22 protein-coding genes and 1 pseudogene are annotated in these 23,084 nt (G+C 42.1%); all 23 read left to right on the top strand.

The features are described 5' to 3' along the window. The first annotated feature begins 9 nt into the window (after window positions 1-9). The 23 genes and pseudogenes from flgK to AC0VZ8_RS31255 all read left to right on the top strand — a co-directional run bounded on the left by flgK (window position 10) and on the right by AC0VZ8_RS31255 (window position 23,079). Complete coding sequence (gene flgK / locus AC0VZ8_RS31365; protein ID WP_475485403.1) at window positions 10-1,602, top strand: flagellar hook-associated protein FlgK; 1,593 nt, start codon at window positions 10-12, stop codon at window positions 1,600-1,602. A 21-nt stretch (window positions 1,603-1,623) separates the two neighbouring features. After that, on the top strand, window positions 1,624-2,541 hold the full coding sequence (gene flgL, locus AC0VZ8_RS31360) for a flagellar hook-associated protein FlgL (protein WP_475485402.1): 918 nt from the start codon (window positions 1,624-1,626) through the stop codon (window positions 2,539-2,541). 19 nt (window positions 2,542-2,560) lie between these two features. Then, window positions 2,561-3,124: a DUF6470 family protein gene (locus AC0VZ8_RS31355; RefSeq protein WP_475485401.1), complete on the top strand. Its 564-nt coding sequence runs from the start codon at window positions 2,561-2,563 to the stop codon at window positions 3,122-3,124. Window positions 3,125-3,215: 91 nt separating this feature from the next. Continuing rightward, on the top strand, window positions 3,216-3,677 hold the full coding sequence (gene fliW, locus AC0VZ8_RS31350) for a flagellar assembly protein FliW (protein WP_475485400.1): 462 nt from the start codon (window positions 3,216-3,218) through the stop codon (window positions 3,675-3,677). Window position 3,678: 1 nt separating this feature from the next. Beyond that, the gene (gene csrA / locus AC0VZ8_RS31345; protein ID WP_475485399.1) at window positions 3,679-3,918 is read left to right on the top strand and encodes a carbon storage regulator CsrA; all 240 of its coding nucleotides are present in this window, start codon (window positions 3,679-3,681) and stop codon (window positions 3,916-3,918) included. Between the two features lie 143 nt (window positions 3,919-4,061). Beyond that, the gene (locus tag AC0VZ8_RS31340) at window positions 4,062-5,423 is read left to right on the top strand and encodes a flagellin N-terminal helical domain-containing protein (protein WP_475485398.1); all 1,362 of its coding nucleotides are present in this window, start codon (window positions 4,062-4,064) and stop codon (window positions 5,421-5,423) included. Window positions 5,424-5,849: 426 nt separating this feature from the next. Further along, window positions 5,850-6,236, top strand: coding sequence for a flagellar protein FlaG (locus AC0VZ8_RS31335; RefSeq protein WP_475485397.1), 387 nt, complete (start codon window positions 5,850-5,852; stop codon window positions 6,234-6,236). Window positions 6,237-6,253: 17 nt separating this feature from the next. Then, window positions 6,254-7,783, top strand: coding sequence for a flagellar filament capping protein FliD (gene fliD / locus AC0VZ8_RS31330; RefSeq protein WP_475485396.1), 1,530 nt, complete (start codon window positions 6,254-6,256; stop codon window positions 7,781-7,783). Between the two features lie 23 nt (window positions 7,784-7,806). Then, complete coding sequence (gene fliS / locus AC0VZ8_RS31325) at window positions 7,807-8,226, top strand: flagellar export chaperone FliS (protein WP_475485395.1); 420 nt, start codon at window positions 7,807-7,809, stop codon at window positions 8,224-8,226. Continuing rightward, complete coding sequence (gene fliT, locus AC0VZ8_RS31320) at window positions 8,219-8,575, top strand: flagellar protein FliT (RefSeq protein WP_475485394.1); 357 nt, start codon at window positions 8,219-8,221, stop codon at window positions 8,573-8,575. The genes fliS and fliT overlap by 8 nt, the downstream gene beginning before the upstream one ends. Before the next feature lie 395 nt (window positions 8,576-8,970). After that, a pseudogene (locus AC0VZ8_RS31315) lies at window positions 8,971-9,923 on the top strand (IS1380 family transposase); the annotation flags it as partial. A 361-nt stretch (window positions 9,924-10,284) separates the two neighbouring features. Then, the gene (locus AC0VZ8_RS31310) at window positions 10,285-10,677 is read left to right on the top strand and encodes a VanZ family protein (RefSeq protein WP_475485393.1); all 393 of its coding nucleotides are present in this window, start codon (window positions 10,285-10,287) and stop codon (window positions 10,675-10,677) included. A 277-nt stretch (window positions 10,678-10,954) separates the two neighbouring features. Beyond that, window positions 10,955-11,749 (top strand): tyrosine-protein phosphatase, encoded by a 795-nt coding sequence (locus AC0VZ8_RS31305; protein ID WP_475485392.1) that lies wholly within the window; start codon window positions 10,955-10,957, stop codon window positions 11,747-11,749. An 88-nt stretch (window positions 11,750-11,837) separates the two neighbouring features. Continuing rightward, entirely contained in the window at window positions 11,838-13,883 is a 2,046-nt protein-coding gene (locus tag AC0VZ8_RS31300; protein ID WP_475485391.1) for an S-layer homology domain-containing protein, read from the top strand. A gap of 127 nt (window positions 13,884-14,010) precedes the next feature. After that, window positions 14,011-14,784: a YveK family protein gene (locus AC0VZ8_RS31295; RefSeq protein ID WP_475485390.1), complete on the top strand. Its 774-nt coding sequence runs from the start codon at window positions 14,011-14,013 to the stop codon at window positions 14,782-14,784. Beyond that, complete coding sequence (locus tag AC0VZ8_RS31290) at window positions 14,765-15,451, top strand: CpsD/CapB family tyrosine-protein kinase (protein ID WP_475485389.1); 687 nt, start codon at window positions 14,765-14,767, stop codon at window positions 15,449-15,451. Before AC0VZ8_RS31295 ends, AC0VZ8_RS31290 begins: the two co-directional genes overlap by 20 nt. Window positions 15,452-15,523: 72 nt before the next feature. Beyond that, window positions 15,524-17,347 carry a polysaccharide biosynthesis protein gene (locus AC0VZ8_RS31285; RefSeq protein ID WP_475485388.1) on the top strand — a complete coding sequence of 608 codons (1,824 nt, stop codon included), beginning with the start codon at window positions 15,524-15,526 and terminating at the stop codon, window positions 17,345-17,347. A 27-nt stretch (window positions 17,348-17,374) separates the two neighbouring features. Beyond that, the gene (locus AC0VZ8_RS31280; RefSeq protein ID WP_475485387.1) at window positions 17,375-18,364 is read left to right on the top strand and encodes a stalk domain-containing protein; all 990 of its coding nucleotides are present in this window, start codon (window positions 17,375-17,377) and stop codon (window positions 18,362-18,364) included. A gap of 37 nt (window positions 18,365-18,401) precedes the next feature. Further along, window positions 18,402-19,286, top strand: a complete 885-nt coding sequence (gene galU / locus AC0VZ8_RS31275; protein ID WP_475485386.1) for a UTP--glucose-1-phosphate uridylyltransferase GalU — start codon at window positions 18,402-18,404, stop codon at window positions 19,284-19,286. Between the two features lie 196 nt (window positions 19,287-19,482). Beyond that, entirely contained in the window at window positions 19,483-20,613 is a 1,131-nt protein-coding gene (locus AC0VZ8_RS31270; protein WP_475485385.1) for a DegT/DnrJ/EryC1/StrS family aminotransferase, read from the top strand. Beyond that, on the top strand, window positions 20,613-21,257 hold the full coding sequence (locus AC0VZ8_RS31265; protein WP_475485384.1) for a sugar transferase: 645 nt from the start codon (window positions 20,613-20,615) through the stop codon (window positions 21,255-21,257). Before AC0VZ8_RS31270 ends, AC0VZ8_RS31265 begins: the two co-directional genes overlap by 1 nt. Continuing rightward, complete coding sequence (locus AC0VZ8_RS31260) at window positions 21,254-21,865, top strand: acetyltransferase (RefSeq protein WP_475485383.1); 612 nt, start codon at window positions 21,254-21,256, stop codon at window positions 21,863-21,865. Before AC0VZ8_RS31265 ends, AC0VZ8_RS31260 begins: the two co-directional genes overlap by 4 nt. Window positions 21,866-21,867: 2 nt before the next feature. Next, window positions 21,868-23,079 carry a glycosyltransferase family 4 protein gene (locus AC0VZ8_RS31255; protein ID WP_475485382.1) on the top strand — a complete coding sequence of 404 codons (1,212 nt, stop codon included), beginning with the start codon at window positions 21,868-21,870 and terminating at the stop codon, window positions 23,077-23,079. The last annotated feature ends 5 nt before the right edge of the window (window positions 23,080-23,084 follow it).

Below are 23,084 nucleotides of genomic sequence, written 5' to 3'. Positions count from 1 at the left end.
GATTTTATCATGCGATCTACATTTCATTCATTAGAAACAGCCAAGCGGAGCCTGTTTACGCAGACAGCCGCACTCGGAACGACAGGTCATAATATTGCTAATGCCAATACGGAGGGGTACTCCCGGCAAGTAGTAAAGATGCAAGCTTCCCTTCCGATGGAAGCCTACGGTTTGTCGCGTTCCACTGTCGCAGGACAGATGGGTACCGGCGTTGAGTTTAATGATATTGAGCGTATCCGTGAGATGTTTTTGGATGATCAGTTCCGTGGTGAGAACAGCTCGTTTGGCAGCTGGAACATCCAATACGATACACTGGATAAATTGGAGGCGATTATCAATGAGCCTTCCGATACGGGTATCCGCAAGGTGATGGATAAGTTCTGGAATTCCTTCTCAGAGCTTTCCAAGAACCCTGAGGACCCGACAGCACGTAAAATTGTAAAGCAAACCGCGGAATCTCTGACAGATGCGCTTAATCATATGAGTCGACAACTGGATAATCTGACTGCAGATTTGAATAAGAATGTGGAAATCAAGGCAAACGAAATTCAGAGTTATCTTACCACGATAGCAGATCTCAACCGTTCGATTAACCGTATTGAGGGGCTGGGCGACAATGCTAACGATCTGCGGGATCAACGTGATCTTTTGACAGACAAGCTATCCAAGATTGTCAATATTACAGTGACTGATTCTGAAGTGGGATACAACATTTCGTTAGGCGGACAAGAGCTTGTGCAGGGAGCTGAAGTAGCGGCTAATGTTGACAGTGCATTTTTAAATACCGCCTTTAGCAGTGGTAATCTTAGAGGCGGAGAAGTACATGGGATGATGGTGTCCAAGGACCTCTTTGTAGTCGATTGCCGGAATCAGCTTAATTCGATGGCGAACACGCTGGTGAATGGAGACGTGCAAGTGACGTTACCTGCGGGTGCAATGCCTCCGGAAGGAACAGTTCTGACCTCCGATGCGGAAGTTCTTGTTAATGGACAAATAAGCCTTATCACCGCAGGGCAATCGATTCCTAAAGGAGCCATATTACAAAAAGATGTCTCAACCACGGTGAAAGGTTTTAATGGCTTGCACGCGCTTGGGTATTCCATGGACGGAACAACGGACAAGGGAGTGCCATTCTTCACAGCGGCAGATGGAGGTACAGACATCACTGCTGGTAACATCCGGTTGAACCAGGTGATTTCGGATAATCCAGATAAAATAGCGACATCGATGCGTCTTTCGGGTGACGGGAACTCAGTCATTAAAGGTAATAATGATCTGGCTAACATGCTCACAAATCTAAAAAGCTCACCGTTTACTATACCTGGGGGGACAAGCACCTCAACTATTGACGGAATGTTCAGTTCCATGGTTGGACAACTGGGTGTTCAGGCACAGGAAGCCTCACGTCAGACGGAGAACTCCACTTTCTTGGTTCAGCAAGTGGAAAGCAGGCGTCAATCGGTTAGTGGGGTATCGCTGGACGAAGAAATGTCGAATATGATCAAGTTCCAACACGCCTATAGCGCAGCCTCCCGTTTTTTAACGACATTTGATCAGTTGCTGGACAAATTGATTAATTCTACTGGTGTAGTAGGCCGCTAACAGGGAAGGGGATAAAATAGTATGTTAAGAGTTACATCCAATATGATGAGCAGTCAAATGATGTTGAACTTAAATCGGAATGCCCAGAGAATGAACGAAACACAGCTTCAGTTGGCAACGGGCCGCAAGATCAACAAACCTTCAGACGATCCAGTGGGCATTACCTATGGCTTGCGATACCGAGCAGAACTGGCTTCTAATGAACAGTATCAGAAAAATGTAGACAATGCGATTTCCTGGTTAGAGTTTAATGATACTGTCCTAAACCAGACAGGCAATGTACTTCAAAAGGTCAGAGAATTGAGTGTACAAGCTGCTAACGGAACCAATCCGCAATCTGCCTTAGACAGCATTAAGGAAGAAATGGGGCAATTGAAAGAACAACTGGTTGACATAGCCAACAGCAAGTTGAATGGAAAGTATGTCTTTAATGGTCAGGAGTATGATAAGAAGCCCTATGATTTTCCTTCCAACGCTGATGGTACTTCGGATACATCCGGGGCTGCTTCCGTAACAACAGACATAGGTGAACTTCAGTATATGGTCGGCGAGAGTGTGCAGCTTTCTATAAATGTGACTGGAACGGAAGTTTTTGGATCAGGGCAGGTTAGTGTATTTGTGCTGATGGATCGGATTAGTGATGCTCTTGCCAATGGGGAGTATGATAAAATATCCGATGAGCTGGATAACATTGATTCACGTATGGAGAAAATTCTAAGTACAAGAGCTGAGGTCGGGGCCAAAACCAATCGAATTGAACTCATGCAAGGTCGTTTAGGAGACCTGGAGGTTAATTTGACTGAACTGCAATCGAAGACAGAAGATGCGAATTATGCAGAACTAATCATGAGATCAAAGATTCAGGAGAACATTTATAATGCCTCCCTTTCTTCCGGTGCAAAAATTATTCAACCATCTCTGGTTGATTTTTTGAGATAATTCTGAGGAGGGTAGTGTCATGCGGCCTGTTCTACAAATTCATCAGACCCCAGGTCTCATAGGGTTGGATATTCAACCGGGTCAATTTTCCATACGCCAAGCAAAGGCTGATCTACAAATCAAGACCACACAAGGTCAGTGGGAGATTCGCAAGCATCAACCGGAACTGTCTATAGATCAGTCAAAAGCTTGGGCTGCATATCATGGTGGTAATCCCTTGGAGATGAATGCTCGAATATATTCGGGGATCCAGCAGATCTTTTTGCAGGGAATAGCTCATCGAGTAGAGCTTGGTAATCGAATGGCTGCGATTCATCAACCGGGAAACTCGATTGCAGCCATTTGGGGTGGAGATTGGCAGACTCCCCGTATGCCGGAATTCAGGGGTGTCGCATCGATGGATAATGTGGACGTCCGCATAAATACCAGACCTCCAGATATTACTTATCACGAGGGTTCGACAGATATTCAAGTGAAAGTGAACCGGCCAGAAACGTTGTATCAGATGGGGGATGTACGTGTCTATATGAGACAGTATCCTTCTGTATCTTTTACACCGCCTGAATTGGACATTCAATTATAAACTTGTTTGAGAGCTGTAGATGACTGAAATTGCGTCTATGGCTTTTCTGTTTCATTTATGTATTTTATATTTTTAAGGAGTGGTAAACAATATGCTTATAGAGACTTCAACGTGGGGCAGTCTGGAGATCACAGAAGAACAAACTTATGAGTTCCCCAAGGGGATCCCTGGATTTGAAAAGGAAACCAGGTTTGCTCTTCTGACATTAGAACAGGGACCTTTCGCTTACCTTCAATCTTTGAAAGAGAAGGAACTGGCTTTTGTTATCGCTGATCCCTTTGTTTTTTATCCCGATTATGAATTTGAATTGCAGGAGAGCGAGAGTAAGGAGCTTGCGTTAAAAGAAGATCAAATATATGTCCGCAGTATCGTTACGATCAAGGACCCTGTTGAGTATTCCAGCTTGAATCTTCTGGCACCGATCATCATGAACACAGAATTGAGGCTGGGAAGACAGGTCGTTCTGCATAATTCCCCATACCGGACAAATCATCTTCTGTGGGTTGATGCTGGTGAAAGTACTAACGCAATGGATAGAAAGGACGGTGCCTAAGATGCTCGTTCTATCACGCAAAATGGGGGAATCTATCGTTATTCAAGATCAGATTGAAGTCACTGTGCTTGGAGTGGAAGGCGATAACGTGCGCATCGGCATTTCTGCTCCCAAGGATGTGGATATTTTTCGTAAAGAAGTATATCAGGCTATTCAGCAATCCAACCGCGAATCTGCTATGCCAACACAGGTGAATCTGAATGCATTAATTAAGAGGCTGGATGACTCCAACAAAAAGTGAAAAAAAACTTTAAGCTGCTATAAAAAGATTCCTCTTCCTGACGATATATATAGTAGAGCTACTGAGGGGCGGCCGACCTCACCGGTAGTGAACAATAAACCACATGGACGTGGGATCATTTATTTCAGGGAGGAAATATTACTATGATTATTAATCACAATATCGCAGCTTTGAACACTCACCGTCAATTGGGTGCAAACACTGCAGCAACTAGCAAAAACATCGAAAAACTGTCTTCAGGTCTTCGCATCAACCGTGCAGGTGATGATGCTGCGGGTCTAGCAATTTCCGAAAAAATGCGCGGTCAAATCCGCGGTTTGGATCAAGCTTCCCGTAACTCGCAAGACGGTATCTCTTTGATTCAAACAGCTGAGGGCGCTTTGAACGAAACTCACAGCATTCTTCAACGTATGCGTGAGTTGGCAGTACAGTCCGGTAACGATACAAACACAATTGATGACAGAAAAGAAATTCAAAAAGAAGTTGAACAGTTGAAATCTGAAATCAATCGTATTTCCGAAACAACCGAGTTCAACACTCAAAAACTTTTGAATGGTAGCTTGGGAGTTACAGGAACTTCTTCTGATAAGGATGCAGTAGACATTACATCCGCTACGGGCCTAGCAAAAGGTGATTATGTTGTTACAGTCGATACAGCTGCTACAAAAGCAAGTGCTGCTGCTGGTACTTTAGACCTTAATACTGCTCCTGTAGACGTTTCTAGCAAAGAGCTAGTTATTAATGGTATTAAAATTGACTTTTCGGGTATGACAGCTGCAACTACGCAAGATGTTGTAAATAAAATTAATGAATACAAAGATAAAACTGGTGTACAAGCGACTGTAAGTACTAATTTTGTTAAATTAGATCAAACAGAATTCGGCTCTAATGCAAGTATTACAGTAGGTGGAGCTGATGCTGTTGATTTCGGTGGTGCTGTTACAGCTGGTGTAGATGCAGTTGCTACAGTAGTTGGTCCAAATGGAGCATCTGAGCAAGTAACAGGAATAGGCCAATCAGTAGGTTTCCACGGAGCTGAATTTATTGCTAAAGGTGCAGCAACTGATTCCGCAACTATTACGGTTGCTGGCGGTGGAGCAACACTTCAAATCGGTGCAAATAAAGACCAAAGCATGACAATTGATGTTAACGAAGTTAGTGCTAACACGCTTGGAGATAAAGCTAATAACAAGTTGGTGAAAGATGTTAGCCTATTAACACAAACAGGTTCAAACGATGCACTGAAAGTTTTAGACGAAGCAATGAAACAAGTTTCTGGCGAGCGTTCTAAACTTGGTGCTTTCCAAAACCGTTTAGAGCACACAATCAACAACTTGGGCGCTTCTTCCGAGAACTTGACTGCAGCTGAATCCCGTGTCCGCGATGTGGATATGGCTAAAGAAATGATGAATCAAACGAAGAACAACATCCTTGCTCAAGCTGCACAAGCTATGCTTGCACAAGCTAATCAACAACCACAAGGCGTACTTCAATTGCTTCGTTAATCTTTATAGATTATTAAGGAGACCCTAGACTAACCTAGGGTCTCTTTTATTTGTATTTAACTAATAAATTCCCTTCACTTAAAAAGGTAACAAATGAGTATCGCCATTAGCGCTGATCTTGGGTTGTCCATAACCTATAACCTATGAATTCTTCGAAACATGTATAATCAATTAACCACTAGAAATGTTCACTAACAAAGACAACGGTAGTTTCTACGAGAAAAGGACATCTACATTTACACATAAATTTTGACGCTGTTTTAGAGGATCCTTACCAGGAAATTAATGTATGAATATGACTGATAAGACTTCTGATAACTATGAATAATACACATTTATGAGGTTGTAGACCAATCTGACCTAAATAATATCAATAGTTGATCCGATATATATATTAAAATCGAATCGTTGCCGGGGGTAATAAGAATGAATGTGCAGTTATCTCTTTCTGCCAGTACGTCTTTACAACCACAGACTCAGTCGCAAGGAATAACGAACACAAATAATGCGACTGCTAATCAAGAGTCACTAGCTAAAGATATTATGTCGTTAACAGAGAAGGAACGGCAAGGTGTTAAAGTGTCCATCGGAGAAGAGCAGCTAATCCGTACGATTGAACGGGCCGTGAAATCCCTCCAGGGACCTGAAACAACTTTGGATATCAGCATACACGAAAAGACCAACGAAATAATGGTGAAAGTTCTGAACAAAGATACTGGAGATGTAATCCGCGAAGTCCCGCCTGAGCGGACGCTGGATTTGGTAGCCAGTATGATGGAGATCGCGGGAATATTGATCGACGAAAAGGTATAACTGGAGGGATTGTATACATGAGAATTAACGGATTTTCCGGTATGGATATCGACAGCATGGTAAAGTCTTTAATGACAGCCAAGCGGATTCCGCTGGATAAGTTGAATCAACAAAAAACAACCTTGCAATGGACGAGAGACAGTTATAGGGAAATTAATAGTAAGATTGTTGACTTTAGAAACAATAAGTTGTGGAAATACGGAAATTCCGCAGAGATGAATACTCAAAAGGCTTCGGTGACAGGAAATTTAGAAGCTGTGAAAGCCGAGGCTTCTCCCAATAACAATGGCATTCCCATGAAGGTCAGCGTAACTCAATTAGCTACTCGCACGAGCTTAGAAACTAATGGAGTGACTGCGGGGAAGAACGTAACCTCTAAAACTACATTGGGAGATCTCGAGGCGATTAAGAATGGAGAGGTTCCTACCGAGGGCAATTATAAGGATAATTCATACTCACTAAAGATAAACGGAGAGAGCTTTACGTTTTATGGCTCAACAAGCATATCTGCTGTTGTCTCTACAATAAATAGTAACAGTAAAGCGGATGCCGTGGCTGCATTTGATGAATTGACGGGTAAATTAGTAATCTCTTCAAAAAATTATGGTCAAGAGGGAAAATTAGATGGCATCGATGCAGTTGGAAATACCATGTTGGGACTTTTTGGAGGTATAGGTGCAGATCCAGTTAAAACCGGTCAGGGTTCAATTGCATTTATAAATGGAACAATGGTGGAAAGAGATAGTAATTCCTACACTATAAATGGAATCCAATTAACATTCTTGTCAACGACAGTTGATCAACCGGATCCAAAAGTAGATCCATCGGGTTCCGCCACCGATAAACCAGCTAGCATTACAACTCAGACTGATCCTCAGAAAGCTATGGACACAATAAAGGCATTTATTGAAGATTATAATAGTTTACTGAGCCTAATGAACAAAAGGGTAGGGGAAGAGAAATACAGAGGATTTCCTCCACTTACAGATGAACAGAAAAAGGAAATGAAAGAAAAAGATATTGAGCTCTGGGAAGATAAGGCAAAAAGTGGCCTTCTTAAAAATGATGAAATTCTTAAATCAACCATCTCTTCCATGCGAACGATTATTACAAGTAATTTGGGGGATTTGAGCTCCATAGGTATTACAACTGGAAAGTATTATGAGGGGGGTAAGATTCAACTTGATGAAGCTAAGCTGAAACAAGCTCTTAGTGATAATCCGCAGAGAATCATGGAATTATTCCAAGGTCCGTCAAGTGCGCCTGATTCAGGTGTTTTTGATAAACTGTCTAATGAGTTGAACAAGACACTTGATAAGCTGGTTGAGAAGGCTGGTACAAATAAATACTCCACAGATTTGAATAGTGTATATAAAACCGAAAGCTCTATGGGCAAGTTGCTCAAAAATTATAATACACGTATAGAAGATATGACTAGTCGTCTCACACGAGCAGAAACTGCATATTACAAACAGTTCACCGCCATGGAGACGGCAATGAGTAAATATGAGTCCCAGTCGTCGAGCCTTGCTAATTACTTCAAATAACCAAGTGAAGGATGGGAGTCAATATGATAACTTCACCCTATGAGAAATACCGTCAATCATCGGTGCAGACGGCAACGCCTGAGCATCTTGTTGTTATGTTGTATGATGGGGCAATCCGTTTTATACGTACCGCTATCCAAGGGATTGATGCGCGTGACGTCGAGAAGGCCAACCTTCATTTCGGTAAAGCTCAGACGATCATTAGTGAGTTGATGTCAACGTTAGATCGGTCAATTGATATCTCCAAAAATTTATATATTCTCTATGAATACACCAACTATCTGTTGATTGAGGCGAATATAAAGAAGGATAAGACAAAAGCGGAAGAGGCACTGGGGTATATTATGGATTTGCGCCAGACGTGGGCTGAAGCTTCTAAGATTGCATTATCCCAAACACCTCAGGGCAATCGGGTAGGACAAGGTGAAATCGTGAATGGCTGATGGCATAGAGATGGATAGGCTTATTACTGAGTTGGAGAGTGAGACGCTAAAGGTAACAAAGGAACTATCGAATTTATCCTATGAGGAGATCGAGAGGTTTGTTGATCGTAGACAAGGTATCGTCAATGAATTGATTGGTTTGGCTGAGATTGCAACTCCCTCTGTTGTTCAAAACGAGAGAGTCCTGGATGTTTTGAAGAATGACGATGTTATTATGTCACGTATGAATCTGTTACGCCTTGAGGCGCAGGATTCGATAAGACAATGTAATCAAGCTAAGGCCCAGCGAAATGCTTATGAGGGTTACGGTGGGCCCATGGATAGTATTTTAATGGATCGTAAGAATTGAACCTGTGAATTACATACCAATAGGTGGAAGATGTTTTAATAACAGTTGCCATTTTTGTTTTATTTTCTCTAGCATTACCTAGGTCGAAATTAAATGATGCTATATTCATGGTCGATTTTACTTAAAATATACAGTCTGTTTACTATCTAATCATAACTGATCGAGAAGAATACTAAAAAAAAGCGGCATGGCACTGATCTGGAATAATTATGTTTCGCCCCCTCCCTCGCTGGTTAAATAAACCTGAATTTCGAAAGTAACCCTCATAAAAAAAAAGTGCTCCAGATCTTTGGTAAAATGGTGTTTGCCTAAAACAACATTATCCAAAGAGAGGAGCACCCTTTAGGTGAAGTCTACCACACCCATACACAAAATCAAGACGGAATTCTCATTAAATTCTGCTCTATCTGAACGTCGGCTGGATGCTCGGCCGCGAGCGGATCTTTCATTTTCGAAAGCTGTAACATGATTCGCTCATCCGACGTTTTCTAGGCGGACGATGTCCGCACCATTCCTTGCTTTACAAAGAATTGGTGCGACTGCGCAAGACTTGTCCGAACCTTTTACTTGATTTACGTAAAATCAATCAGGACATTATTCGGCATTGTCTGCCGTCGAAACTCATCTTGGATCTAGACTCCACTGTGGAGACCGTGTATGGCGATCAATCCGGTGCGGCCAAAGGAACAAATCCGCATAAGCCTGGCCGAAAAGGCTATCATCCCTTGCTAGCTTTCGAAGGGCAATCTCGCCTATGTTTGAATGCCGTTCTCCGGGCAAAAAATACGCACTCCTCCACGGACCGTGCCTCCTTCCTGGAGCAGACGTTCTACCTCATCGACGAGTGTCCGATGAAGTACGCCAAATTCGATAAGGGATCCGGAGGCGAAGACTTTTACCATTTGTGGGAAAGCAGACGAATCGGCTATGTTGGCAAATTGAAGTGAACGAAGCGTCTTGCTGCGGAAGTCGCAGCCTGTCGTTACTGGAAACGCTTTGTCGACGATGAGGACTGGGTCATCGAAGGCATTATGTTCATCTACAAGGCCCCCTTCTTGGAAAAAGACACGTCGTGTCGCGATCATCCGAAAAGCGCAGGTGGTCGATGATGGCCAGTCACTTTTGATTTTCGAAATGGACTGGAGGTACGAAGCAATCGTTACCAACCTCGAGTCGGGAGCGGATTGTTTTATGGTGTTTCTACAAGCAACGTTGCTGCATGGAAAACTACATCAAGGAAGCCAAAAGCGGGTTTTCCATTGACCGGATTGCGCCCAGCGATTTTGGGGCGAATGAACTCGACTTGTTAATCAAACTGCTCGCCTATAACCTCTATGAGCGGTTACAGAATTCAATCGGGGATAGGTCGCCGATTTGTTTTGGAAGGTTCTTTATTGTAAGTCACTTTTACTTTTGAGTATTTGATTTCAGCTACAACTCTCATGCAAGCTAGGATTGGGCTTTTTAGTATACTCCCCTCGCTTTTTTAATAGCTTATTTTCTTCTATTTTTTATTTTTAGCAACTTAAAATCTTAAGTTAGCATTTTTCTTTGTTGTAAGGGTGATGGCTTTGGCTATTTTGGAAGCCTTTCATTTACTACAGGGGAAGTTCCAGCGAAACTATGAATTGTTGTTGAAATATTTACCATACGAATATGGAGTGGTATACTAACAACCACATTCCAAACCTTGAAAGGGTACGTATTTCATGCGAGTCTTCTTAACTCTAATCTGTCTTGTCGCTTTATTCATTGGAACATGCAGTGAAGGCGTCAAACCGATCCTTACAGATTTTCAAATTCATTTCAAATTGAATCCCCAACCGACCTGGTCAGACCTATGGCAATTGTACACCTTTAAATCGAAAACATTTATCATTCAGAAAATTGGCCATTTTTCAGGGTTCTTTATACTTTCTCTATTAATGACTAACTTTGGACGTAACCGAACGGGAGTAATATGGGCCATTGGCTATGGCGTTCTGACCGAACTGGTACAACCCTTTTTTAATCGGGATGCCAGAATTCTGGATATGCTTATTAATGCAGCTGGTGTATGTCTAGCTTACTATCTATGCAGAAATTTCAAAAAAATAAAATAAATATATAGATTAGCCTAAGAACGAAAAAGATAACTAAAGTTAATCGCACTTACGATATATTATTTCAATTATTTACATATATCTTGTGAATTTTTCTGAAATCTCTGAATTTTGTCGTAGTTTTTGATAAATTAATAGGAGATTTGACCTAAGGTCTTTCATAATTTGTTACAATTTGGTACAATTAAGTAGCTTATAGAGGAAAATTGAGGTAATCTATTAACAAAAGTTAATAATCTTTACCCTTTTCGACCAATATTTGGAGGGGGTTTCTTACATGATTGATATACATAGTCATATCCTTCCTTTTCTAGATGACGGGGCAAGTGACTGGGGTGAGTCTGTGGTCATGGCCAGGCAGGCCCGTGAGGATGGGATTCGTGTGATTATTGCAACTCCCCATCATCATAATGGCAGATATGTGAATAAGCCTTCCAACGTTCTGGAATCAGTTGATCTGTTGAATGCTAAGTTGCGAGAGGAAGGGCTGGATGTCACTATTCTGCCAGGGCAAGAAATACGCCTACATCATGAATTGCTGGAGCACTGGGATACTGGAGAATTGATGCTCCTTCATGACAGCCGTTATATGCTATTGGAGCTGCCTTCATCGCACATTCCGAAGACAACGGAAGAACTGATCTACGAACTATCTGTTCTCGGCATCCAGGTGGTTATAGCACATCCAGAACGGAATGCCGAGATTGTACGCCAACCTGAACGTCTGAGAAGACTGGTAGATCTAGGGGCTTTGGGTCAGTTAACAGCACAGTCCGTTACTGGAGATAGAGGCAGTAAGCTTCAGAGAATTTCTTTGGACTTTTGCGAGAAAAACCTGGTACATTTCATAGCGACAGATGCTCATGATCCGGTACGCAGGCCTTTTCGTTTATCCCAGAGTTATCAGGTGATTGAACAGAAGCTGGGATCAGCAGCGGCAAATTACTTCCGAGAAAATGCAACAAGACTGATCAGGAATGAAACCATCCCAACCATAGAGATCCCGACAAGATCATCTGGAAGGAAACGTTTATCCAGGGTCTTTTCCACTATGTTCGGATTATCCCGGTAAGTACCAGGTTGTTATGACTTGGTTAGTCGCAAAGGCTGACTGTAGCATAAATATAAGAAACCTATTACATAACAGAGGTGAGAGAATCGTGACACTCAGAAAAAAGATTACCGTATCGACCCTTGCAGTCAGCATGGCGGCTGCAACATTGGCGGGCATCCCGCTGAGTAATGAAACATTATCCAAATATGTAGGAAGCACAGCCGTATTGGCTGCCGATTACAATCTGGATTATGTAAAGGACAAGTTGAACCGGATTTACGCTCATTTGAGCGACGCAGACAAGACCAAGCTTCGTGCGCTCCGCTTGGAAGTAGACAACAAAGTGAACTTTGCTGCTTTTGAGGAAAGCTTCGCGCCACTTTTGTCCGCGACAAGATCCGCTGGTGTCTCTGACACTACGCTTTACGATCTGTTTAAAGCCGTGACTTCACTGTCTTTCGATCCACAGTATGACAATCTGGTCGCGATCCGGACGAATCCGGAGTACGTGGAGGCAGCTAAGAAGATTGGAGAAGCAGGAGGGGTTCCTAACCTCACGGTGGATGATCTCGCGAGTTTCCTTTTCGGGCCGAGTGGTGTGGAGAAACAGCTGGTCTCGATTGTGAAGAACAAGACCTTGGCAGAACTGAATAATCTGCTGAACAACAGTGAAGCGCGTAATGCACTAATCCGTGACTCCTTCCGCAGTGTATTAAACACCCCGGTGAGTAACCAGACCCTTTCTCAGGTGCTGAACAATCTGGGGATCACAGAGAACGATATTGCAGGCTCGGTATCCAGTGTTCAAGATCGCCTGGATCCTGCCATAGTGAAGGAAGCAACGGTAGTATTGGCCATGGCTTATCTGGCTGCTGAAAATATTGATCTCGAGAACCCTGGAACAACCCCTCCACCAACAGGTGGTGGTGGAGGTGGTGGCGGTGGTGGCGGCGCTACTCCAGGAGGTGGCGGTGGTGGCGTCACAACTCCAATTCCCGATGGACCGCTGGATAAACTTTTGACTCTGGATGCTTCGGCTTGGGTTCAGCTTGTAGGCGGAAAAGCGGTAGTGAATCTGGATGAGAACTACGTTCTTAAGTTGATCGACGCGATCAAAGCTAAGGCGAATAACCAAGACCAACTTAAGTTGATCGTTAATCTGGGCTCCGTGAACTATGAGTCTTTGGAAGTACTGGTATCAGACAGCATTGTGAAAGCTGCCAAAGCAGCGGGTATTGAGGAGATTGAGATCGTGGTGAACAGCTTATCGGTGACACTGCCGGTCCAGCAATTCGCTGATGCATTGAAGCTGCAGATAACTAAGAAATCAGATGCAGCAATAACGACTATTACCGAGCTGAAGCTGGCTTCAGATGTATATGAATTTGGTCTTCAAGTAGGCGGTAAACAGGTTACGACATTCCGTCAACCAATCATCATAACGCTTCCAATTCGGGACGTTAATGTGGATCAAGAACTGCTGTCTGTTGTTAAGATTGTGAATAACAAGCTGGAGTTCCACGGTGGTGTGGGGAATGGCAAGTTTATCGTAGAACCACGTGATGCCTTCTCGTCTTATGCGGTAGTAGAGAACAAAGTATCCTTTACGGATATCGCAAGTGTTCAATCCTGGGCTGGACGTCAGATTCAGGTTGTAGCAGCTAAAGGTGCGATTGAAGGAAGATCGAATGGCATCTTCGCTCCACAGGACTCAGTGACACGTGCTGAATTCTCGAAAATGTTGATTCGTGCTTTGAACCTGGAGAACAGCATGGCTACAGAATCATTCGCCGATGTTAATACAAGTGACTGGTTTGCACCATATGTGGCTGCAGCAGCAGAGAAAGGTATTATTCAAGGGCGCTCTAGTACATCCTTTGCACCACATGCCAAGATTACACGGGCCGAGATGGCAACTATGATCTCTCGTGCACTCAAGGTATCCAAAGATCTGGGGAATGAATCCGCTCTGGAGAGCGTGCTGAACCAGTTCGGTGATGCAGGTGAAATTAATCCAACGTTAAAACAAGGTGTTGCCTTTGCGGCTTCGAAAGGTCTTGTAATCGGAAGTAACGGCAAGTTCAAACCGAATGACAATGCAACCCGGGCTGAAGCAGCTGTGATGATCTATCGTACGATGAATTTTAAATAATCCAGCATGAACGACACCTTCCTCACTCGTAGACGGAGGAAGGTGTCTTTTCTTGAATAAGGGTGGAACAGGTTCCATCCTTGAGGGAATTAGGAAGTGAACTTTATAACAGCTGGAGGTAAATTGCGTGTCACGTGAATTGGAGCTAAGGGATTATTTCCGGATTGTCCGAAAGAGAATCTGGTTGATCGTCCTTATTGTTGTCTTGGTATGTTCGCTCGTAGGGGCATACAGTATCTTTATCAAGAAGCCGGTCTTTGAGGCTTCGACAAAAATTGTTGTCAATCAGACACCGAATCAATCGGCGGCAAACCAATTAGATCTTAACGAGATCAATACCAACATCCAATTGATCAATACATATAAGGAGGTCATCAAGACTCCTGCTATTTTGGATGAAGTAGTGGTGAACTACCCCGAATTTCAGCTGACGACAGAAGACTTGTCTAAAATGGTCAATGTCAGCTCTGTGAATAATACACAGGTTATGACGGTAGTGGTTAAGGATACATCCTATGTGAAAGCCGCGGAGATTGCCAATGCGATATCCAAAGTATTTCAAAAGGAAATTCCGTCTATTTTTAATGTGCAGAATGTGTCGATTCTTAATGAGGCGAAAACCGAACCAACGGTACGGCCTCAACCGGTTGAACCCAATATTGTTCTGAATCTCGCTATTGGATTCGTTCTATCACTCATGATGGGATTGGGCATTGCGTTTGTATTAGAGTATCTGGATGACACCATTAAGTCTGAAGAAGATGTAAGAGAGTTTCTGGATATTCCGACTTTGGCCATGATTACACGGGTAAGTGAGGAAGACAAGAAGTCATCCAAGTCGGCCCTGGGAGCTGGCGCGCTATCGAAGGGAGGAAATAATAATGTCACGATTGCAAAATAAACAGCGTTACTTGATCGTGCAGACCAATCCACGCTCTCCAATCTCTGAAGCGTACCGCTCGCTGCGGACCAATATTGATTTCTCCTCCGTGGATGAGCAGACACAGGTTATTATGGTCACTTCATCTGGGCCGGAGGAAGGGAAATCGACCGTCATTGCCAATTTGGCTGTCACTTATGCTCAAAACAATCGGAAGGTTCTGTTGATTGATGCCGATATGAGAAAGCCGACAGTACACCGAACGTTCCAGCTGTCCAACCGTGAGGGGTTATCCTCTTATCTGTCTCACTCGGATCCGCTAGAGAACGTTATTCAGCTAACAGATGTAGAGGATCTGTTCGTCATGACAGCAGGTCCCATTCCGCCGAACCCAGCGGAGATGTTGAGCTCCAAAAGCATGGCGAATCTAGTTAAACTACTGCGTGAGCAGTTTGATGTGATTCTGATTGATACGCCCCCTGTTCTTGCGGTTACGGATGCTCAATTGCTTGCGTCCAATAGTGACGGGGTGATTATGGTCATCAATTCAGGAAAGGTTAAGAAAGATATTGCAAACAAAGCAAAGGAAACACTGCTACGTGTGAATGCTCGAATTCTGGGCGTGGTGTTAAATAATGTGAAGCGCAAGACCAGTGAGGAATACTACTACTACTACTATGGAAACTAACTAGCGCTGTTTCATGCAAACATCTCTATAAATGAAGTCTATAAAAAAATTTTTCGGAGGCACCGAAAAACCATGAAGTTGCGTAAAGATCGAGTAGCGCTGTTCCTGATAGATATTATAATCGTTTGCTTCAGCATAGTGACGTCATATTTGTTCCGCTTCTATGATAATTTTACGCCGGAATATAAGCTCCAGATGCTTCAATTCTCTGTTATTTCGGTGATCGGGTTTGGACTAAGCTTTTATTATTTCCACCTCTACCGCCGGGCTTGGCAGTATGCAAGCATTGAAGAGATCAAATCTATATTCAAAGCTGTTATTCTGGGTAGCGCAGTATCTTATCTGGCTGCCTGGATCCTGCTTCCCGAACGTGTCCCGTTCTCGGTAATCATTCGCACACTGCAGTCTGTTTTGCTCTTAGCAGGAGGGATACGGTTTTTGGTCAGAGTAGTGGTACCTAGAGAGTTGAAGAACTCAGATCAGCAGGATTTCAAGAAAGTCTTGATTGTAGGTGCAGGAGACTGCGGTATCCTGATAGCCAGGGAGCTCAGAAATGCCAAGCTTGGCATGAAGTTGATTGGTTTTGTCGACGATGACCTTCAGAAGTACAAACTTCAGGTGCTTGGATCCCCGGTGTTAGGAACCAGAGAAAACATACCAGGAATCGTAGAAAAAAAGGATATTCAGGAGATTATTATTGCCATTCCTTCTGCCAGCAGGCAACAAATATCCGAGATTGCAGGAATATGTAAGGATACGGGCGTTAAACTAAAAATGATCCCAAGACTAAACGATCTGATTTCCGGGAAGGTCTCCCTGAACAAAATCCGCGAAGTCAGTGTAGAAGATTTGCTCGGCAGAGATCCCATTCGCACCGATCTCAAAGGAATTATGAATTATGTGAAGGATAAAGTGGTCCTGGTAACGGGGGCTGGTGGGTCGATCGGGTCTGAGCTGTGCCGTCAGATATCGTTATTTAAACCGAACAAGCTTCTTCTACTGGGGCATGGGGAAAACAGTATTTTCAATATTGAGATGGAGTTGAGAAGAACCTTTCCTGACATTGTGCTAGAGACCATAATCGCAGATATCCAAGATCGGGAACGAATGAACATGGTATTTCAACAATTCCGGCCACAAGTCGTATTTCATGCGGCAGCGCATAAACACGTTCCATTAATGGAGCGAAATCCATCAGAGGCTGTAAAGAATAACGTGTTCGGAACGCAAAATGTTGCAGATTGTGCGGATCTCTATCAAGCGGAACGGTTCGTATTGATTTCATCGGATAAAGCGGTAAATCCGACTAGCGTAATGGGTGCGACCAAGAGGATCGCCGAGATGTATATTCAGAGCCTGAACGCAACCAGTCAGACGAAGTTTGCTGCGGTCCGTTTCGGGAATGTGTTAGGCAGCCGAGGGAGTGTCATCCCATTCTTTAAGCAGCAGATCCTGGATGGTGGGCCGGTGACGGTGACCCATCCCGAAATGGTACGTTACTTTATGACCATCCCTGAAGCGGTACAACTAGTACTTCAGGCAGGTTCGCTCGCGAAAGGCGGTGAAATCTTCGTTCTTGATATGGGCAATCCGGTAAAGATTCTCACATTAGCAGAAGATTTAATTCGCTTATCAGGTTTTGAACCTTATCAGGATATTGAGATCAAGTTTACAGGTATTCGTGAGGGTGAGAAGCTCTACGAAGAATTGCTGACAGACGAAGAGAATGTTACAGCCACTCAGCATAACCGTATTTTCATCGGCAAGCCAAGTGATCTAAGCCGTCATCAACTGGAACTGGAAATCAAGAGAATGCACAAGGTTATTTCGGAAGATTCTGGTTCCATCAGAGATATGATCGATAAGCTGGTGCCGATGTACGAAGTGGTTTCGTAATAAAACTAATATAAAGGTGGGGATCGCATGAAGAAGAACTTATTCCGACATTTAACCGCATTATTAGCAGTCATCATGATACTCGGTGTTATTCCGGCATATACAGCGACGGCTGCTAACAACGTGAAAATAAAACCTGTGGATGTACGTATGAACTTTGATGGAATGGAGCTCCGCCCCCCAGCCGGACAGTTTGTTTTCATCTATAAAGGCACGACTTACGTGCCACTGCGTTTTGTTTCCTATGCTGTGCAAAAGAATGTTAACTGGAACGGTAAGGAGTCGAAGGTTACCATAACCGATCCAACACCGGCGCAGCTAATCTCTATTAAGGAGAAAATGATTAACGCTAGCTCTACGAAAAATCCATCATCAACAGACTATAAGGTGCTAGCTCCAATGCAGGTCAATTATGTATTTAATGGGGAGAGCAAAAGCCTGCCTAAGGGCCAACTGAGCTTGATGTACAAGGGAACATTGTATGTTCCGATTCGCTTCGTATCCGAGTCAGCAGGAGTATCCATTAAGTGGGACGCTACTACCAAAACCGTGAAGGGTGTATCCCAAATTTATACGGAGAACCCTACAGACGGATCTTGGACAAGCGATGGTAATGGAACGAATACACAAACCAAGCCAACTCAACCGGAAACACCAGCTACCGGATCGCCGGGAACAGGAGGTAGTGGAAGTGGTGAAAACAAAATGTCTTATGAATCTATTACCAGTAATACAGAATCAAAGTTACAATCACTTCAAGCAGAAAGCAAATCAACGCTTTTGAATTTGGCCAAGCAATATCTATCTGCTTCCGATGAGAGTACCAAGCAAAAACTGCTAGCACAAGGTCAACAGCAGCTTAACAGCTTGACGGCCAGATTTGAAAATATCGTTGGCGCTGCAGAGAGTGAACTCAAAGGCAATGGCTACAGCACAGACATTATTAATCAATATCGTAAAGCGTTCCAGGAAGAGATTGAAGCAGGTAAACAATTGGCAGAAGGGCTTGCTGGATAAGCAAGCTTCTTCCTGGATAAAAGGATGGATGAAGGACATGAAGATTCGTAAAGCAATTATTCCTGCAGCTGGTCTAGGTACTCGATTCCTTCCGGCGACGAAAGCAATGCCTAAAGAGATGCTGCCTATCGTCGATAAACCGACAATTCAGTACATCGTTGAAGAAGCTATCGAGTCGGGTATCGAAGATATCCTCATTGTTACGGGAAAAGGAAAGAGAGCTATTGAAGATCACTTTGATCATTCGTTTGAGCTGGAACAGAATTTATTCGAAAAAGGAAAGTTTGCTCTTCTGGATGAAGTCCAGAAATCCTCAAAAATGGCTGATATACATTATATTCGGCAAAAGGAACCAAAAGGTTTAGGTCATGCCGTGTGGTGTGCCCGAAAATTTATTGGAGATGAGCCTTTTGCAGTACTTCTCGGTGATGATATCGTTCAAGCGAATAAGCCATGTTTAAAACAAATGATTGAACAGTACGAACAATTGGGGTCATCCATTATAGGTGTTCAGCATGTGCCTTGGGAGGAAACATCCCGGTACGGTATTGTGGATGGTCAGCAAATCAGTGAGTGTCTCTATAAGGTAGAAGGACTTGTCGAAAAACCGAAGGATAATGAAGCCCCATCAAATCTTGCAATTATGGGACGCTACATATTGAGCCCAACGGTATTTCAGATTCTGACTCATCAAAAGCCAGGGGCTGGCGGTGAGATTCAATTAACTGATGCTTTGTCCCTGCTAAACCAGCTGGAATCTGTTCATGCTTTCAATTTTAATGGAAAACGTTATGATGTTGGAGACAAGATAGGGTTTATTAAGACAACACTGGAGTTTGCTTTGCAGCGTGAGGATTTACGGGAGCAGCTGTTTAAGTATATGAAAGAAGAGATCGGTAACTATTCTCGAATATTATCTTGATATAACCGTAAATGCTCCAACAAAGTCTGAAATGATAACAGATCTGTCTTCCTGCTATATTGTATTTCCCAATCAAATATAGCAGGGATAATCAGATATTTTATTAGTGATTTAGTAGTTAATTGGTAAAAGACTTTGATCCAAATAAGTCCTAACTTACTAAGCATTAACCTAATTGAGAAAGGAAGTATTAGTGATGGGGTCAACAACAGCAAAAGAAAGAATATTCCTTTCTTCTCCACATATGAGCGATGAAGGTTATGAGATGCAGTACATAAAAGAAGCGTTTGATACCAACTGGATTGCACCACTTGGAGAAAACGTAGACGGATTTGAAAGAGAATTAGCTAATAAAGTTGGCTCTACAGCCGCGGCAGCTTTATCCTCTGGAACGGCAGCTATTCACTTAGCTTTAAGGGCTGCGGGAGTTGGAAAAGATGATATTGTTTTTTGCCCGACACTTACATTCTCTGCCACTGCAAATCCGATTATCTATCAGAATGCGATTCCAGTATTTATAGACAGTAATTATGAAACTTGGAATATGTGTCCGTTAGCTTTGGAAGAAGCTTTTATTAAATATCCAGAGGCAAAAGCGGTAATTGTTGTTCACTTATATGGCTTGTCTGCAGATATGGATAAAATTATGGATATTTGCACCAAGCATAATGTTGTAGTAATTGAAGACGCCGCGGAGTCATTGGGCACTTACTACAAAGGACAACATACCGGAACTTTTGGCGATTATGGCGTCTTCTCTTTTAATGGAAACAAAATTATTACGTCTTCCGGTGGTGGAATGCTTGTCTCTGATGATGAAGAGCGAACTGCTAAAGTAAGATTTTGGGCAACTCAATCAAGAGATCATGCTAGGCATTATCAACATAGCGAATTAGGATTTAATTATCGTATGAGTAATGTTGTTGCTGGAATAGGAAGAGGACAGCTTAAGGTATTGGAGCAGAGGGTTGAGAAGAAGAGGTACATTTTTGAATTTTATAAAAGAGAGCTTGATCAGTTAGAGGGAATACAATTCATGCCTGTAAATGAATGGGACAGCCCGAACTACTGGCTGAGCTCAATGATCTTAACCGGTAGCGTAAGACCGAATGATATTATGAATGCTTTAGCGAAAGAGAATATCGAGTCCAGGCCTGTTTGGAAGCCGATGCATTTGCAGCCGTTTTTTGAACGCTTTGATTATATAGGAAATGGTATATCAGATGCATTATTTCAGAATGGTATTTGTCTACCTTCTGATACAAAGATGACGGAGCTCGATTTAGAGAGAGTTGTTCAGGTAATAAAGGAGTTGTGGACGAATTAATGGCTAAGTCAAAGGTGAATACGTACAGAAGGTTTATCAAAAGACCTATGGATACCGTACTATCAATGATAGCTATAATACTGTTACTTCCGGTGTATTCTATAGTAGCCATACTTGTGAGATTAAAGTTGGGAAGCCCGGTATTATTTAAGCAGAGTAGACCTGGTCTAAATGAAAAGATATTCATGATGTATAAGTTTAGAACGATGACAGATGATCGAGATGGCAACGGAGATCTACTTCCTGACAGCGCAAGGCTAACAAAATTCGGTAAGTTTTTAAGGTCTACATCACTTGATGAATTACCAGAACTCTTGAATATTTTGAAGGGTGACATGTCGTTTGTAGGACCGAGACCGCTTTTAGTGAAATATTTACCGCTATATAACGAACACCAAAAAAGACGCCATGAAATAAGACCAGGATTGTCTGGCCTGGCACAGGTGAACGGAAGAAACGCAATTAGTTGGGATGAGAAATTCAATTTGGATGTAGAATATGTTGATAACGTAAGCTTTATTAATGATTGGAAAATTATTCTCTTAACGATAAAGAAGGTGTTCCTGAGAGAGGGGATTAACTCAACAACAGTTGCAGCTACAGTAGAACCCTTTAAAGGAACAAAAGGAAAGATGCAGCTATGAACAAACTTCTTATTATTGGAGCGGGTGGGCACGGGAGAGTCGTTGCTGATATTGCTTTAAAAATGGGGAGATGGCAGAGTATTGCCTTCTTAGACGATAGTAGTACTAAAACTTTCATGGGAATAAACGTAATAGGATCGACCAGTAATCTATCTGAATATATCAATGATTACGAAATGTTTGTGGGTATTGGTGATAATAACAAACGAAAAGAGCTATATGATATTGTTGAATCATTAGGGGTTAGGATTCCAGTGCTCATTCACCCCGATGCAGTAATTGGATCAGAAGTTAAATTAGGAACGGGAACGGTTGTTATGGCAGGCGTAATTATAAACTGCTGTACTGTCATAGGCAAAGGATGCATCGTTAATACTGGTTCGACCCTAGACCACGATAATCATATTGAAGATTTTGTTCATATTTCACCAGGAGCGCATTTAGCAGGATCAGTTAAAGTGGGGAATGGAACATGGTTGGGGATTGGAAGTGTAGTTAGTAATAATGTGGAAGTCACAGATCACTGCAATGTAGGGGCTGGCTCTGTCGTAATAAAGGACATAACTGAACCTGGAGTTTATGTAGGTATTCCAGTTAGGAGAGTTTGAGTATGAATGTATTATTTTTAACACTTTTAGATTTTTCAACACTTGATGAAAGTGGAATATACACTGATTTAATGAGAGAGTTTATAAAAGACAAACATAAAGTGTACATTATATCCCCAACTGAAAAAAGGGAGCAACAACCTACAAGACTAATTTCCAGTGATAATTATAAGATACTGAAACTACAGATAGGAAACACTCAAAAAACAAATTTAATAGAAAAGGGAATTTCAACTCTTACTCTTGAGTCTAAGTTCCTTAGAGGGATAAAAAGTTATTTTTCGAATGTGAAATTTGATTTGATTCTTTATACTACACCTCCCATAACACTGCAAAAGGCTATTGAGTATGTGAAAAAAAGAGATAATGCCATAACTTATTTATTGTTAAAAGATATTTTTCCTCAAAATGCAGTAGATCTCGGAATAATTAAAAAATCCGGAATTAGAGGCGTTTTGTATTGGTATTTCAAATTCAAAGAGAACAAGTTATATGAAATCTCGGACTATATTGGATGTATGTCCCAAGCAAATGTGGATTTTTTATTAAATAATAATTCTGGAATAAATCCAAATAAAATTGAAGTATGTCCAAATAGTATAGAACCTCTAATGATGAAAAAAAATGTATATGAGATAAATGAAGTAAGAGGAAAATATAAAATACCGCCTGATCGTACGGTGTTTATTTATGGGGGGAATCTTGGAAGACCCCAAGGTATTGACTTTTTAATTGACTGTTTAAAGGCAAATGAAAATAACGATAAAATTTACTTTGTTATTGCTGGCTCAGGAACAGAATTTATTAAGTTGAAAACCTATTTTGATAGTATGAAGCCAACCAATTTTCAACTACTTCAACAACTTTCAAAGAAGGATTACGAAGCTTTGGTAAACTCATGTGATGTAGGATTGATTTTATTAGATAAACGTTTTACGATTCCGAATTTCCCATCAAGACTTCTTTCCTATATGCAGGCAGCAATTCCTGTTTTATCAGCAACTGACATAAATACTGATATTGGAAAAGTCATTGAGACGGGGGGCTTTGGGGTCTGGTGTGAGAGTAATAATGTTGAACAATTTAATGAGAAAATAAAGCAGTTATGTGATGTAGAACTAAGAAAAGAAATGGGAATTAACTCTAGAAAATATCTAGAGAATAACTATACAAGTAAGCATTCATATGAAATTATAATTAGCCATTTTAAATAATATGA

Source organism: Paenibacillus sp. QJM3NY_38, from assembly GCF_056173265.1.
This window is presented reverse-complemented; position numbering and strand designations above follow the sequence as displayed.